General features: G+C 70.8%; 13 protein-coding genes. 10 read left to right on the top strand and 3 right to left on the bottom strand.

The window, feature by feature from the left end:
* The first annotated feature begins 239 nt into the window (after positions 1-239).
* From AC067A_RS11700 to AC067A_RS11710, 3 genes are all read left to right on the top strand, one after another.
* Positions 240-2,252, top strand: coding sequence for a serine/threonine-protein kinase (locus AC067A_RS11700; RefSeq protein ID WP_478617945.1), 2,013 nt, complete (start codon positions 240-242; stop codon positions 2,250-2,252).
* Between the two features lie 327 nt (positions 2,253-2,579).
* A complete protein-coding gene (locus AC067A_RS11705) occupies positions 2,580-3,416 on the top strand; it encodes a hypothetical protein (RefSeq protein ID WP_478617948.1) in 837 nt (278 codons plus the stop codon).
* Positions 3,417-3,653: 237 nt separating this feature from the next.
* Positions 3,654-4,052 (top strand): hypothetical protein, encoded by a 399-nt coding sequence (locus AC067A_RS11710; RefSeq protein WP_478617949.1) that lies wholly within the window; start codon positions 3,654-3,656, stop codon positions 4,050-4,052.
* Between the two features lie 207 nt (positions 4,053-4,259).
* On the opposite strand, the gene AC067A_RS11715 is transcribed toward AC067A_RS11710, so the two are convergent.
* Complete coding sequence (locus AC067A_RS11715; RefSeq protein ID WP_478617952.1) at positions 4,260-5,624, bottom strand: hypothetical protein; 1,365 nt, start codon at positions 5,622-5,624, stop codon at positions 4,260-4,262.
* A 421-nt stretch (positions 5,625-6,045) separates the two neighbouring features.
* On the opposite strand from AC067A_RS11715, the gene AC067A_RS11720 reads away from it, so the two are divergent.
* The 4 genes from AC067A_RS11720 (at position 6,046) to AC067A_RS11735 (ending at position 9,731) form a co-directional block, all read left to right on the top strand.
* Positions 6,046-6,453 (top strand): hypothetical protein, encoded by a 408-nt coding sequence (locus AC067A_RS11720; protein ID WP_478617954.1) that lies wholly within the window; start codon positions 6,046-6,048, stop codon positions 6,451-6,453.
* 56 nt (positions 6,454-6,509) lie between these two features.
* Positions 6,510-7,184, top strand: a complete 675-nt coding sequence (locus AC067A_RS11725) for an ABC transporter ATP-binding protein (protein WP_478618765.1) — start codon at positions 6,510-6,512, stop codon at positions 7,182-7,184.
* Entirely contained in the window at positions 7,181-9,436 is a 2,256-nt protein-coding gene (locus tag AC067A_RS11730) for an FtsX-like permease family protein (protein ID WP_478617957.1), read from the top strand. Before AC067A_RS11725 ends, AC067A_RS11730 begins: the two co-directional genes overlap by 4 nt.
* An 85-nt stretch (positions 9,437-9,521) precedes the next feature.
* Entirely contained in the window at positions 9,522-9,731 is a 210-nt protein-coding gene (locus AC067A_RS11735) for a DUF4287 domain-containing protein (RefSeq protein WP_478617960.1), read from the top strand.
* Between the two features lie 15 nt (positions 9,732-9,746).
* Here AC067A_RS11735 and AC067A_RS11740 read toward each other — a convergent pair whose 3' ends face one another.
* Positions 9,747-10,937 (bottom strand): MFS transporter, encoded by a 1,191-nt coding sequence (locus tag AC067A_RS11740; RefSeq protein ID WP_478617963.1) that lies wholly within the window; start codon positions 10,935-10,937, stop codon positions 9,747-9,749.
* A 278-nt stretch (positions 10,938-11,215) separates the two neighbouring features.
* Between AC067A_RS11740 and AC067A_RS11745 the strand changes: the two genes are divergently transcribed.
* From AC067A_RS11745 to AC067A_RS11755, 3 genes are all read left to right on the top strand, one after another.
* The gene (locus tag AC067A_RS11745) at positions 11,216-12,202 is read left to right on the top strand and encodes an ArsR/SmtB family transcription factor (protein WP_478617965.1); all 987 of its coding nucleotides are present in this window, start codon (positions 11,216-11,218) and stop codon (positions 12,200-12,202) included.
* Between the two features lie 121 nt (positions 12,203-12,323).
* Positions 12,324-13,145, top strand: a complete 822-nt coding sequence (locus tag AC067A_RS11750; RefSeq protein WP_478617968.1) for an alpha/beta fold hydrolase — start codon at positions 12,324-12,326, stop codon at positions 13,143-13,145.
* 208 nt (positions 13,146-13,353) lie between these two features.
* The gene (locus AC067A_RS11755; RefSeq protein ID WP_478617970.1) at positions 13,354-14,412 is read left to right on the top strand and encodes an aldo/keto reductase; all 1,059 of its coding nucleotides are present in this window, start codon (positions 13,354-13,356) and stop codon (positions 14,410-14,412) included.
* Between the two features lie 67 nt (positions 14,413-14,479).
* On the opposite strand, the gene AC067A_RS11760 is transcribed toward AC067A_RS11755, so the two are convergent.
* Positions 14,480-15,109: a MarC family protein gene (locus tag AC067A_RS11760; protein ID WP_478617973.1), complete on the bottom strand. Its 630-nt coding sequence runs from the start codon at positions 15,107-15,109 to the stop codon at positions 14,480-14,482.
* Between the last annotated feature and the right edge of the window lie 35 nt (positions 15,110-15,144).

The raw sequence follows: 15,144 nt of genomic DNA on the forward strand, positions 1-15,144 counted from the left end.
CGAACCGTCCACGAGGTCCGGGTCCGCCATGGACCCGGACCTCCCGTGCGCCGTCGGCCGTCAGCCGGACGCCGGGGAGGCCCGGCAGGCCTCGACGACGCTCCGCGGCTTCGCGTGCGCGTGCGAGCCCCGACGTCCCGGTGATCGTGATCCTGTCCCGTGGAGGGGTGCGGAGCGATAGCGTCTGTCGCGGGCGGGGGGTGGGGACCACCGCGCCGGGCGCGAGGGGAGCGTGGGGGATGCAACCGCTGGCAGCGGAGGATCCGCGGCAGGTGGGCGAGTACCGGTTGCTGCGGAAGCTCGGGGCCGGGGGGATGGGCCGGGTGTACCTCGGCCGGACCTCCGGTGGGCGGACCGTGGCCGTGAAGGTGGTGCGTCACGACCTGGCCGAGGACTCCGAGTTCCGGGCCCGTTTCCGGCAGGAGGTGGCGGCCGCGCGGCGGGTCGGCGGCACCTGGACCGCGCCCGTCCTGGACGCGGACACCGAGGGCGGGCGCCCCTGGGTGGCCACCGGCTACGTCGCCGGGCCTTCGCTCACCACCGCCGTGCAGGAGTTCGGGCCGCTGCCCGAGCAGGCCGTACGCATCCTCGGCGTCGGCCTCGCCGAGGCGCTCGCCCATGTGCACGGCCTCGGTCTCGTGCACCGTGACGTCAAGCCGTCCAACGTGCTGCTGACCCTCGACGGGCCGCGCCTGATCGACTTCGGCATCACCCGCGCCCTGGACGCCACCACCGTGCTCACCCAGTCCGGCCAGGTGTTCGGCTCCCCCGGCTTCATGTCGCCGGAGCAGGCGAACGGGCTGCCCGCCGGCCCCGCCAGCGACGTCTTCTCCCTCGGCGCGGTCCTCGCGTACGCGACGACCGGCACACCGCCGTTCGGCTCCGGCGTCAGCGCCCCCGTCCTCCTCTACCGCGTCCTCCACGAGGAGCCCGACCTCTCCGGCCTGACCGGCCCCCTCCACTCCCTCGTCCGCGACTGCCTCTCCAAGGACCCGTCCACCCGCCCCACCCCCGCACAGCTGAGGAACCTCCTGGACGGCGACGGCGACGGCCACGGCCACGATCACGATCACGGTCACGGCGCCGCCTCCGCCCGGCTGGGCGGCGGGGACTGGCTGCCGCCCGCACTCGCGGCGGCGGTCGGGCGCAGCGCCGTACAACTGCTGGATCTGGAGACCGAGGGCGCGGGGGAAGGCGAAGGCGAAGGCGAAGGCGAAGGCACGGGCGAACCGGCGGGAGCGGCTGGGGAAGGCGCTTCCGCTGGGGGCCGCGGGGTTGCCGAGGGGGTGAGGGGCGAGGAGGTGGTTGCCGCAGGAGCGGTCGAGGCTGCGGTGGCTGCGCCTCCTGAAGCGCTCGCGGGTCCTGGTGTCCCCGCAGTTCCTGGTGCCCCCACGGCCCAACCGCCCGTCCCACCCGGATTCGGGCCGCCGACCGTGGGGCCCGTCGGGGCCGTAGGGCCCATGGGGGCGGCCGGGGCTGGGGCGGTCGGGGCCGGGGCGGTCGGGGCTGGGGCGGTCGGGGCCGTGGGGCCGTATGCGCCGACGCCGGTTCCGATGCCTGCGGTGCCGGATCGCCGGCCCACCGTGCGGCGCCCGCGCGGAGCGGGGAGGTACGGGGTGCCGGCGGCCGTGCTGGTCGGCGTACTGGTGCTGGGGGGCACGTATCTGCTGGTCCAGCAGATACGGGAGAGCTACCGGGAGGCGGCCGCGTCGAACCCCGGGAGGAGCACGCCGAACGACGACAGGACGACGCCCGCCGCGCCGGATCCGACGGACACCGGTTCGACGGGCCTGGAATCGACGGGCCCCGAATCGAAGACTCCGGAGCCGAGCGGCGACGGTTCCGACGCGAGCGGCGACAGTCCCGGGCCCGACGGGTCCACGGAGGAGCCGGGGCCGAACATCATCCCGCCGAAGTTCCTCGGGACGTGGGTCGGCGAGGGCAGGGACGCGTACGGGGACCTCACCACCGTCACCCTCACCATCGTCCAGTCGGCGTCGAGCGAGGAGAAGAGCAAGGTCCGCACCGAGACGCCGAAGAACGGCACCTGGTGCGAAGCCGCGTGGACGCTCACCGACGCCGACGAGGGCCGGGCCTCGTACGCGTCCCGGGTGACCCGCGCCTCGCCCGGCGACCCGTGCGTCGACGACGAGTCGATCTACCGCCTGATCACGATGCAGCCGGACGGCACGCTCCACTACATGGACCTCCTCAAGCAGGAGCGGTACACGATCCTGCAGAAGAAGACGTGAGAAGGCACGAGAAGACGCGAGAAGACGTGAGAAGGCGCGAGAGTGCCGGTCCGTATCGATTCAACTCGACAGGCGGAAGGCGGCGCTGGTCGGTGGTGCCGGTTGGCCGTGCCGGTCGCGCCGGCACCGAAGCCGTATCAACCGGCCTTCCGATAGACGGCGTTGGGCCGCCGTGATGGTGGCGCGCAAGCGCCGAGTGCCACGCCGTCCGCACGGATCGATCAGGAGCGAGCAGGAACTGTTCGTCCCGTCCGCCCGTCATCTCCACCGGTATTGCCACAGTTCGACACACCGTTCGCTCTTCACCGCCGAGGTCCGAGGAGATCCATGGTCGACACCGTCAACTCGCTGATCGCCCGCGTTCACGAACTGCTGGTGGCGCATCTGACGGACAGCGCCGCCGAAATGGTGGCGGAGCTGGACGTCCTCTCGTCGTTCGCGCGTGACCACCTCGGCGCCCCGCGGCGCGTCGACGTCACCGCGGGTCTCCACGACGTCGCCGCCCGCGCCACGGCGCTCGGCCCCGAGGGCACCTGGCTCGTCGCGGCGGCCCATTCGAGCCTCGCAGGCATGGCCGTCATCCGCGGGCGGGCGGACCAGGCGATCTTCCACCTCGACGCCGCCGTGACCGCCGGCTACAACGACTGCGTGGCGCTCCACGTCGCCCCCCTGCAGTCGCTGCACCACGATCCCCGCTTCCAGGCCCTGTACCGGCGGATGCGCGTCACCCAGGCGGACCTCGACGAGTTCTTCTGGCTGCACCAGGAGATGCACACCATGGCGCGAGAGGCCCAGGACGCGACCGTCGACAACCTCGGCCGCCTCGACACCGGCGTCTCCCCGCTCCCGCAGGCCCCCCTGCCCACCCGCGAACCGAACACCCTCGGTGTCCTGGTCACCCGCCTCGAACTCGCCGCCGTCCAGAGCGCGCTCCAACAGGCCGCCATCAAAGCCGAGTTCTCGCGCAGCTCCGGCAACACCAGCCTCAGCCTCATCGACGACACCTGGGACTACCCCCGCGCCCGCGTCGACGCCTGGCACGCCGACGAACTGGACACCCGGCGCCGGCACGCCGCCGAGGCCCGGGCCTTCGTCGAACGCCCCGGCCTCGGCACCACCCTCGCCCCCTGCCCGCCGCTGGGCTCGATCCGGTACCCCGCCTGAGGGAAGACCGGGCGGGTCAAGCCGCCTTGGTCGCCGCAGGGGATCCTTCGGCGCCGCCCGGGTCATCCCGGTCGCCGTAGAAGACCCTTCGGCGACACCCGGGCACCCCTGCCGCCGCAGGGGATCCTTCGGCGCCTATCGCGCCCAGGGCAGGGCGTGGCCTCCCTCCGCGCCGGGTGCGGAAGGGACTCCGTCCGCACCGGGTGCGGAGGCGACTTCGTCCGCGCGCATGGCGACATGGGCCTCGGCCGCCTCCGGCACGCCCGCCACCTCCCACACGCCCGCCTGCGCGAACTGCACGACCAGCGCGAGGAGGCACTCGCGGACGCGCTCAGGGCCGCGGCCGGTCCCACGCCGCCGGGCCCCGCCCCCGACGCCCCGTCGAACGCCGCCACCCCGCAGGCGACGCCGACCACGGACTCCCCCTCCGCCCCCTCGCCCCCTTCCATCGCACCGCGCGCCGCCGCCGCCCTCATCGCCGCGGCCGACCGCCTCCTCTTCCGCCGCATCCAGGAACTCACCCTCGCCGGCCACGACGACGACCTGATCGAAGCCACCCTCCTCCCCGAGGCCGACCACCTCAGCGCCCTCCTCACCGCCGCCCTCGACGACCACCCCTCCCCTGCGGCTCGGTGACCCGACGCACGACACCGAAAACACCGCAGGGCCCCACCACGAGGAGGGGGGCCCTGCGACCGAAGCCCTGGAAGCACCAGGCTCCGACCACCACAGCCGATCGCGCCGATCGAGCCGATCCACCCGCCTCGACCGCCTCGACCGCCTCAGCCGCTGAGCTGATCGGGCCGCGCAGCCGCCTCGACCGCCTCGACCGTCTCAGCCGTCTCAGCCGTTGACCACGATCGAGGCCGTGTTGTTGGTCAGGTCGGGGTCGAACGAACGGATCGGCGGCTCGTACTGGTCGTTGTCGATGGCGGCCGTCGCCTTGGTCTTGCCGGGCCGGTCGATCCGCAGGTCGAAGCCGAAGGTGTGGGTCGCGCGCTCTTCCAGGTAGATGGGAGTGGCGCAGCGGTAGCGGGGCGCGCCCAGCTGCTCCTCCGACCATTCGCCGGTCTCGGTGAGCGCGGAGCAGGATTCGGGCTTGGCGGTGACCGTCGTACCCACGGGGATCCGGACGTCGACGGTGACCGCGGGCTCCCCGGCGCCGAGCGAGGCGATCCAGGCCGGCCCGCGGTTCTTCACGGTCACGTCGGCCCGTACGGTCGCGCCGACCGCTCCCTCGACCCGGCTGCCCCGCAGCTTGAGGTCGGCGGTGTTGGCGGCGTGGATGATCACGGAACGGTGGTTGTCCTGCGGGTCCAGATCGGGCACGGGACCCCCGGTGGCCGCGGCCGTCGTTGCCGCCGTGGCCGTCGTAGCCGTGGCCGCGGTCGTGGTCGTCGCCGTACGCAGCCCAGGAGCGGGTACGAGTTCCAGCTCGGCGCCCGTGCCCGGCGTGTACGTGTGGCCGCCGCGGGCCGCTTCCAGGGCCTCGGCGGAGTAGGGCTCGACCGAGTAGTCGTACCGCTCGTACAGGGCGTTCTTCCCGACCTTCAGCGGGTTGGCGAGCATGGACGACTGTCCGGGAGCGATGGGCTCGTCGAGCACGCACAGCGCCTCGGTGCCGGTCTCCGTGTCCCGGTACTCGCAGTTGGCGGGGCGTTCGGCGAAGCCGAGACCGCGCGAGGCGAAGAGCCGCAGCAGGGCCCCGGGCGCGGTGCGGTTGCCGCGGTTGGCCAGGGTGGCGGGCACCGTGATGCCGCTGCCCGGCTCGACGCCGTCCTGACGGGGCGCCTGGCTCAGCCCCAGGTCGGCACCGTTGCCGAGGACCACGCGGGTCTCCCCCGGGTAGGACGTCAGGTCGCCCGCGGTGGCCGTGTACCGCAGCACTCCCTCCGCCCCGTCCGGTACGCCCGGCAGCGCCCCGACCGTCAGCGTGGCGGCCGTCACCGGTTCCGAACCCGTGAGTTCCGGAACCTCGCAGACCGCCGTATCGGCCGTCTCCGTCACACAGTTGGCGGGCCACGTGACCTTCGCGAAAGCCGCCAGCCCCGTCGCGTCCACGGTGATCCGGCCGGCCCCGACCACGTTCTCCGGGTTGTCGTGCGAGACCTTCAACACCACGGTCCGCTCCGGCACCGTCCCGTCCTCGTACGCCCCCGGCAGCACCACCTCATACGGATCGGAATACGTCCACAGCTGATCCCCCACAGCCGACGCGCTCCCCGCCGCCCCGAGGCCCAGCACCCCGGAGACGGCAAGCACGGGCACCAGCACAAACCGACGCGCACGGCGAGAAGTGTTCCTGGATGTCATGTGCTGGCTGACCACCGAGCGCCCCGGAGGGTTGTACGTGAACGGGAACCGGGCCGCCCCGGGAGCCCGGAGCGGAGACGCGGCTGGCCCGGGGCACCGGAGCGGGGACGCGGCCGCGATGACCGGCCCACACACCCCGGCCCCATCCGCCACCGCCGTACCCGCCGCACCCCCGACCTCGACGTCACCCGATGAGCCCCCGTTCACCGGATCGGACGGTCATAAGACGGAGGGACGTTACTGCGAGCACCCGTATGTAGTCATGCCGATACTTTCTGTGATGACCAGTCGGCGCTCGACTTAACAGGGGTTTTCCATGCGGAAGTTGGCTACAGCCGTTGTGGCTGCGGGGTTGTTCTTCGGGGGGATGGGGGTGGCGGTGGCGGGCTCCGCAGAGAAGTTGGTCCTGAGGACGGCGGGCGTGACCTTCCAAGGCACGTACCAGTGGCAGCCCACGACAGTCGTGCCCAGTGGCCTTCGCGTTAAGGGGCAGCTTCGGGACACACTCGTTGACGACGGCCACAACGTCTACCTCCGTACGAGGGTAGAGGGCTACGCGTGGGGCGAGATCAAGGGCGTCCAAAGGAAGAGCGTCAAGATCGACAGGATTCTCGTCGACGGCGCAGTCCTCAAGACCAAGGAAGTTCGTCTGCAAGCATGCCTCGACCGCGGCACCTTGCGCCCCGATAGCTGCTCGGGTCAGCGTTTCATCGTCCGGCCATAGTCGACGGTTCTGGGAGCCGCCGACGCGCGGCTCCCCATCCTCAGGGAGCGCACATGATGGATGTAATCCTCCGCGCCGAGGGCGTGGATCTCTTCTACGGCACACAGCAGGCCGTGATCGGCGCCAATTTCACGCTGGCGCGTGGAGAGGTTGCAGCCATCACTGGCAGCAGCGGATCTGGAAAGTCCTCGCTACTGTATTGCCTGGCTGGGGTTCTCTCCCCTTCCAACGGTACGGTTACCTTTGATGGGGAGCCACTCTCATCCCTCCCCGACGGGGATCTCAGCGCCTTGCGCCGGACGCGTCTAGGTTTCGTGTTTCAGTACGGCGAACTACTGCCGGAGCTGACCGTCGAAGAAAATGCGGCGCTCCCTCTTCGGCTCGCTGGAATCAGCAAAGATCACGCCCACGCCATGGCTGCCCAAGTACTGACGCGGCTGGGTATGGGGGATTTGCTGCGCCGTAGGACCTCGAAGTTGTCAGGGGGGCAGAGCCAACGAGTGGCTGTTGCCCGGGCGCTGGTACACAGACCCGACGTGGTTTTTGCTGATGAACCGACAGGGGCTCTGGACAGCGCCAACGCTGTGGCTGTATTGGATGAGTTCCTTCAACTGGCACGGAGACAGAAAACCGCCGTGGTCATCGTGACGCACGCTGCCGATGTAGCCGCGAAGGCCGACACCCAATACATCATGTCGGATGGCGTATTGGCGCAGCGGGTGACTGTATGAAAACGTTAACCCTAGGAGTGCGCCTGCTGTGGGGCAATGGGCGCAGAGGGTGGGCTCGTTTTCTCTTGATGGCGCTAGGCTCCGCACTGGGCGTAGCTTGTCTCGCTGCTGCGCTCACCATCCCAACGATCATCGCTGCTAACGATGCTCGCGTCACAAGTCGCACAGTGCAGCCAGGGGATAGCAACAAAGCGGTCTACCAGGAATTTTTGGACCCATATGGATCACAGCCCCTGCGACGAGTCTTCATTGCCCGTACAGGTTCTGGTCCTATTCCTGTCCCCCCTGGAATCCGCGAACTTCCTCGCGCTGGCGAAGCAATCATTTCTCCGAAGCTGGCTGAGATTTTTGCATCCAACCCGCGTGCTGCAGGTCTTACGCCCGGCCGTGTGACAGGAACGATCGGTCCAGCGGGACTCGCCGGACCAGACGACCTGTACGCCTATATCGGTACCAGGCCAGATGAACTAGCCGAGGCAGCACCGCTCGGTCACTTCGGGGCTCAGCACACTCAGCATGAGCTTCTCGAACCATCCACCCTAGACATTCTGCGGTTCACCATCGGCTGCATCGTCTTGCTTCCCCTCGTCATCTTCCTCTCCGTCTGCGCACGGATCTCCGGGGAGTCCCGATCGCGTCGTCTCGCCGCCCTTCGGTTGCTCGGACTTAGCGTGAGGGACACCCTGCGGGTCAACGCTGCAGAGAACGTAGTCGCCGCCACTGTCGGTGCCGTACTTGGCGTCATGGGGTACCTCGGAGTTAACGAGGTCATGGCGCGGGTCGGGCTACCGGGGTTGCATTGGTATCCAGGTGACGGGCGCCCCGACGTATCGACCATCGTCATCTGCCTGCTCGGCTGTCCCCTGCTCGCATGGGTCGTGGGGCAGTTCAGTGCTCGGCGGGCCGCTCTGTCGCCGATCAGTGTGCGGCGGACGGGAGAGCGGAAGGCTCCGAGGAAGTTCGGGATGCTGTTGCTGGTACCGGGGCTGGGGATCATCGCCGGTTACTGCGTGGCCAGCGTTTTGGGGAGAGATCCCTCAGGGGGATCGGCCAGCTCACTGTTGGTGCCCGGGGCTGTGTTGGCGACCGGGGCTGGGCTGGTTTTCGGGTTGGCGCCTACGACCGCGTGGGTGGCGCAGCGGCTGGCGGGGGTGGCGAAGTCGCTGCCGTTGGCTTTGGCGATGCGACGGACCGAGGTAGATCCGGGTTCTTCTCTGCGGGTGGTGACCGGGCTGATGTTGCTGGTGTTCGGGGCATCGCTGACGCAAGGGGTGCTCATCGAGCTGGACCAGGTCAGTCGGCGAACCGGGCCCCTTCAGGAGTACGACATCCACTTGAAGGACGTGTCGACGGCGCAGCGGGAGGCGCTGGCCAGGGTGTCGGGTGTGCAGGCGGCAACCGTTTCGTACAGCTCGTGGGATCCGCTCAACGGGAGCGAGGTGGCCCACGCCAATCTGGTGGTCGGCACGTGTCGGCAGCTCGCCGCGTACGCGCGGCAGACCAGTGGCTGTGTGGACGGCCGCATCATGCAGCTGCGGGACGAGGGGACACCGGTCGAGTACGACCCGAAGGCCGGGGAGCGCTATCCCTTCGCGTTGAAGGACGGCCGGAAAGTCCTGATCACCGTGCCTGGCGAGCGGGTCACTCTGCGGACGTGGGGTGTGTCCGCGTTCAAGGCGGGTGCCCTGCTCGTTCCCCCGTCACTCGTTCCCGCCGGCCTCGCGGATGAGAACGGCACGCTCACCCTCCTCAGCGCCTCCGATCCCGAAACCGTTCGTGCCGTGCTTGATGGCATCGGGGCTGTGGCGCCTACGGCGGCGGTTGAGCCGGTGGGGATTGTGATTGATTCGATGGCGCAGTTGAGGGTGATTCGGAGTTTGTTGGTGGTGGGGATGGTGTTGGGGCTGGTTATCGGGGTGGCGGCGTTTGTGGTGTCGGTGGTGGATAGGGGGATGGAGAGGCGGGGGGAGGTGGCGGCGCTGGTGTTGTTGGGGGCGAGGGCGGGGACGTTGAGGGTGGTGCAGGTGGTGCAGGTGTTGGTGCCGTTGGGGGTGGGGTTGGGGGCCGCGGGGGTGGCCGGGTGGTTGGCGGAGTCGAGTTACCTGATCACGGGGGGTGGGGCGGTGCATTGGGACTGGGAGGGGTTGCCGGTGTTGGGGGCGTGTGTGGTGGGGGTGATGGTGGCGGCGGGGGTGGCGTCGGTGCCGATGGTGCGGAGGCATGTGGATCCGGAGCAGATCCGGCGGGATTGAGGGATGGGGTCCGGCGGAGCGATGAGTTCTCGGTGGCGGGGCGGTCTGAGTTGGTGGTTGATCGCCTACTGCTGAGGAGAGCGTCGTGGCTGAGGACGTCGTGAAGGGGCCTGCGAGCTACTTTCCGTCGATCGAGAAGAAGTACGGGAGGCCGGTCGGGGAGTGGAAGGAGCTGATCAGGGCGTCGCCGTTGGGGAGGCACATGGAGTTGGTGGCGTGGTTGAAGGCGGAGTACGGGATGGGCCACGGGCACGCGAACGCGCTCGTGGCCCATACGTTGGCCGAGGGGAAGTAGGAGGGCGGGGCGGGGTCACGCGGCGAGGGTGTGGGTGGTGCGGCGGGTGACCCGGGTGGTGAGGACGAGGGTGGCGGCGGCGGTGGCGGTGCCGGCGAGGAGGGCGGTCCACCAGAGGGCGGCGGGGCCGAGGGTGGTGTAGGTGGCGACGCCGAGGGTGAGGGCGGCGAAGCGAGCGACGCCCCAGGTCCAGCTGAAGGCGCCCTGGTAGCGGCCACGGGCATGGGCGGGGGCGAGGTTGGCGACGACGCCGGCGGCGATGCCTGCGACGACGACTTCGCCGAGGGACCAGACGACGACCGAGAGCGTGTAGCCGGCGATGCCGTCGGCGAGGCCGGTGAGGGCGACGCCCAGGGCGATGAGGGCGCTGCCCGCGCTCTGCACCGCGAGCTGCGGGAGGCGGGCGAGCCGGGCGGTCGCGAACGGCTGGAGGGCGACGACCAGGACGGCGTTGACCGCCGCCATCGCTCCGTACACCGCAGGCGAGAGGCCGCTGTCGTGGACGGCGAGCGGCAGGGCGACCTCGGTGAGCGAGTAGACGAAGAGCTGGACGCCGAAGAGGGGGAGCAGGAGGAGGGCGAGGCGGTCGCGGAGGACGACGCCGTAGCCGATGCCGTCCGTGGCCGCCGCGGTGGTGGGCGTCCGCTTCGGTTCCCGCAGGCGGACCGCTACGACGAGGGCGAAGAGGAGCATCGAGCCGGCGTCGACGGCGAACAGCAGCCAGTAGCCCGCGGCGGCGAGGTAGCCGCCGAGGATGCCGGCGACGGCGGTGCCGATGTTCACGCCCCAGCCGAAGAGGGCGTACGCGCGCTGGCGGCGGTCGCTGTCGACGGCGTCGGCGAGGAGCGCGAACGCCGCCGGGGACACGGTGCTGCCGGCCGCGCTGATCAGCAGGGCCGCCGTGGCCATCGTCCACACACCGGGGGCGAGGAACAGGGCGCCCTGGGCGGACGCGGCGCCGATCAGGCCGATGAGCATGGTGGGGCGACGGCCGATGCGGTCGGCGAGGATGCCGCCGACGGCCGGACCGAGGAGGTTGCCCGCCCCCAGGGCGCCGAGGACGTACGAGGTGTCGGCGCCGGTCACTCCGCGCGAGGCGAGGAAGAAGACCAGGAACGGGGTGACGAGGTAGCCGAGGCGGTTGATGATCGTGCCGGCGAAGATCGTCCAGACGACGGGCGGGAGACCGCGGAAGGAGGAGGGCATGGGTGGAGCCTGTTCCCCGAGCCCCGAGTGCCTCCAATCATTAAGCTGTGGCCGAATCCATTCAGGATGATCAGCATGGATCAGCGTGGATCAGCGTGATCGGCGCGCATGTTGGTCATGCATGGTCGGCACGGTCGGCATGATCGGCGTGGTCGGCGTGGTCGGCGCGGTCGGCGCGGTCAGCATGGTCGGCGTGGTCAGGGTGACGACCAGCGTGGTCAGGGTGATCAGCGTGATGTGGCCGGGCTTTGTGCCTTCGGGATCGGGGACGTGTACGTATGGAATCCGGGCTGAGTTTCTCCACCGCCGACCTCGCACAGACGCGGTTCGCCGTCTCCCCGATGTGGGAGGTCGTCACCAGTTACCGCATTCTCGCCCGACAGCCCGACCCCGCCCCGCACCGCCGGTGGATCGCGCAGGTCAGACCCCGGATCGCCCGGGCCGGGCTCGACCGCGGGTGGCTGGACGCGCTCATTCCCCGCTACGGGTACCTGGCCGACTTCCTCAATCCCACCCCCGTCGGCCCCTTCCCCACCCTGGAGGCCGAGCTCGACGCCATCCGCCGCACACCGGCCGCGCAGGTGCGCAACGACCTCGACATGCTGGCCCGGGAGGGCGAGTGGGCGGGTGAGAGTGCGCGTTCGAGGGTGCTGCGGGAGGCACCCGAGGAGGCGTTGCGGAAGGTCGCCGACGAGATCGAGGCGTACTGGGACATCGCACTCGCCCCCTACTGGGCTCGCATCCAGAAGGTCCTGGAAGCCGATGTCTTCCATCGGGCGCGGCAGGTCGCCGAGCATGGTTCGGCCAGGGTGCTGAGCGAGCTCCACGAGACGGTCCGCTGGGACGACGGCACGCTCCGGCTCGTGCGCCGGCACTGCGCGCTCACCCGTGACCAGGCCGGCTCCGGGCTGCTGCTCATTCCGTCGGTGTTCGCCTGGCCGCGGATCCTGACCCGTTCCGTGCACCCCGACCCGCCCCAACTCGCCTACCCGGCGCGGGGGATCGGAACGGTCTGGGAGCCTCGTACCGCCGGCTCCACGGACGCCGTCGCCGCCGTCCTCGGCCGCTCGCGGACCCTGCTGCTCACCGAGCTCGACACCCCGTCCTCCACCACGCAACTCGCCACCCACTGCGGCCTGTCCGCCGCCGGCGTCTCCCAGCACCTCATCGCCCTGCGGAACGCCGGCCTGGTCACCGCCCACCGCAGTGGACGGTCCGTGCTGTACGCGCGGACGGCCGTCGCCGACCAGTTGCTCAACCCGTAGGGGCCGTCGGGGGCTGGGCTGCCCGGCCCACAGGAACCCAGCAACCCCCGAACCCCCGGCGGGGCTCCTCGGCAGCAGGCCCCCTGGCGGTCTCCCTCTGCTCGCGGGAGAGGATGCGGGGATGGATTCCTCTTCGTGGTCCGAGCGGGTCGTGGTGCGGGACGGCGTACGGCTGGTCTGCCGTGACTGGGGTGGCACCGGGGTCGACGTACTGCTGCTGCACGGGCTCGCCGGGCACGCCGGTGAGTGGGACGCGACCGCGCGGCTGCTGAGGGATGCCGGGCACCGGGTCGTCGCCCTCGACCAGCGCGGGCACGGGGGCAGTGAGCGGTGGCCCGAGGACTCCTCGCGGGCCGCGTACGTCGCCGATGTCGTCGCCGTGGTCTCCGAACTCGGGCTTGAACGCCCAGTGTTGGTCGGTCAGTCGCTCGGTGGGCACACCGCGTTCCTCACCGCGGCCGCCCGTCCGGAGCTGCCGCGGGCGCTCGTCCTGGTGGAGGCGGGGCCCGGGGGCGCGGAGCCGGGCACGCAGGAGGGGGTCGGAGGCTGGTTGAGGGGGTGGCCGGTGCCGTTCGCCTCGCGGCAGGCTGCCGTGGCGTACCTCGGCGGCGGGAAGGACGCCGTGGGGGAAGGGTGGGCGAGCGGGCTCGAGGAGCGTGACGGCGGGCTGTGGCCGCGGTTCGATCCCGAGTTCATGGTGCGGTCCCTCGACGAGATCGCGGCGCGCGCGTTCTGGGAGGAGTGGGCGGCTGTCTCCTGCCCCGTGCTCGCCGTCGTCGGCGAGGGAGCGCGGGGCGGGATCATCGGCGGTGAGGAGTACGCGGAGATGGCCCGGCTCCGGCCCGGGCTGCACGGCGCGAGCGTGCCGGGTACGGGGCACGACGTGCACCTGGAGCAGCCCGGGGTCCTGTGCGGGCTGATCGGCGAGTTCCTCGCGTCGTAGGTGGGGGCGGGGACTCCCCGTAGGGCGTCGGGGGCAGGAGGACTCCCCCGTGAGGCGGCGGGGGCGAGGGGTCTCCCGCCGTAAAGCGTCGGGGCAAAGGAGCTCCCCCTGGGGAACTCCCCCGGGGCGCCGGGGCGGTGGGGCTCCCCCGTAGGGCGTCCGCTTTCGCTCTTGCCTTCGAGTGCACTCCAATTCCTAGAGTGCGCGCATGCGCTATCGGGTACTCGGCGGGACCGGGATCGACGTCAGCACGTACTGCCTCGGCACGATGATGTTCGGGGCGGTGGGGAATCCGGACCACGGGGAGTCCGTACGGATCATCCATGCCGCCCTGGACCAGGGCATCAACTTCGTGGACACGGCCGACATGTACTCGGCCGGGGAGTCCGAGGAGATCGTCGGCAAGGCGCTGCGCGATCCGCGGCGGCGGGAGGAGACCGTCCTCGCCACGAAGGTGTACTTCCCGATGGGCGGCGGGGGGCCCAACAAGGGTGGTTCGTCGCGCCGTTGGATCACTCTCGCGGTCGAGAACAGCCTGCAGCGGCTCGGGACGGACTGGATCGACCTGTACCAGGTCCACCGGCCCGACCACCGGACGGACATCGAGGAGACGCTCGACGTCCTCGGCGACCTGGTCACCCAGGGGAAGATCCGGGCGTTCGGCTGCTCCACCTTCCCGGCCGAGGAGATCGTCGAGGCGCACGCCGTCGCCGAGCGGCGCGGGCTGCGCCGGTTCCGCTCCGAGCAGCCGCCGTACTCGCTCCTCGCGCGGGGCGTCGAGGCGTCCGTACTGCCCGTGGCGCAGCGGTACGGGATGGGCGTGCTGACCTGGAGCCCGCTCGCGTCCGGGTTCCTCACCGGCCGGTACCGGAAGGGCGCCCCCATCGACCTCACCAGCGGGCGGCCCGCGCTGACCCCGCACCGCTTCGACCCCACCCTGCCCGTCAACGCCGCCAAGCTCGACGCCGTCGAGGAGTTCGTCGCGCTCGCGGACGAGATCGGCTGCAGCCTGCCCGAGCTCGCGATCGCCTTCGTGGCCGCGCACCCGGCCGTCACCTCCGTGATCATCGGCCCGCGCACGATGGATCAGCTGGACGGTCTCCTGAAGGGCGCGCCCGTCGTCCTCACCGACGAGGTCCTGGACCGGATCGACGCGATCGTCCCGCCCGGCACGAACCTGTACCAGCCGGATGGCGCCTGGCGTTCGCCCGTACTCTCCGAACCGGAGCTGCGGAGGCGGCCTTTGGGCGAGCGCGCTGCGGGCTGAGGCGGTTGCGGTCCTCGGGCGGGGTCGGGCTGCCGTGGGGCGGTGGCCCGAGGTGCCGAGCGGCCGGTCAGTGCCGTAGGTCGAGGCCCGAGACGCCGAGGTCGTAGAGCCCGTCGAGGACGAGGTCGACGCCGACGGCGGCGAGGAGGAGGCCCAGGAGGCGGCCGAGGAGCTCGATGGTGGCGTGGTGGGTGCGGCGCAGGACGCGGGCCAGGACCATGACGCAGATGACGTCGAGGGCGATGACCGCGACGTACGCGCCGACGACCGTCGAACGCCAGGTGAAGGAGTCGCGGGCCGCCGCCTCGATGAGTACGGCGGTCATGGCGAGCGGGCTCACCACGTACGGCATGAGCAGCTCGCGTACGCCGCTGACCAGGTCGGGGGCGTCCTGATGGGGGCCGTCGGAGCCGAGGTGGACGCCGAGGACGAGGCCGACGGCGTAGACGAAGAAGATGACGCCGCCCGCGAGCTGGAGCGCGGGCGTGCTGATGTGGAAGAGGTCGAGGAGCCAGGGGGCCGTGATGCCGGTGACCAGGCCGACGAGGACGGCCGCGCCCGAGGAGACGAGGGCGATGTTCTGCAGCTGGCGGGTGGGGTGGACCTGGGCGAGGCCGGCGAAGGCGAGGAGGACCTTGGGCGGGCCGACGACCGAGAAGAAGGCGATGAAGGCGGCGGAGAAGGTGAATGGGTTCACACCGGAATCATGAAGCGGCCGGGTGATTTCTCCCG

The organism is Streptomyces sp. NPDC043176 (assembly GCF_056436715.1).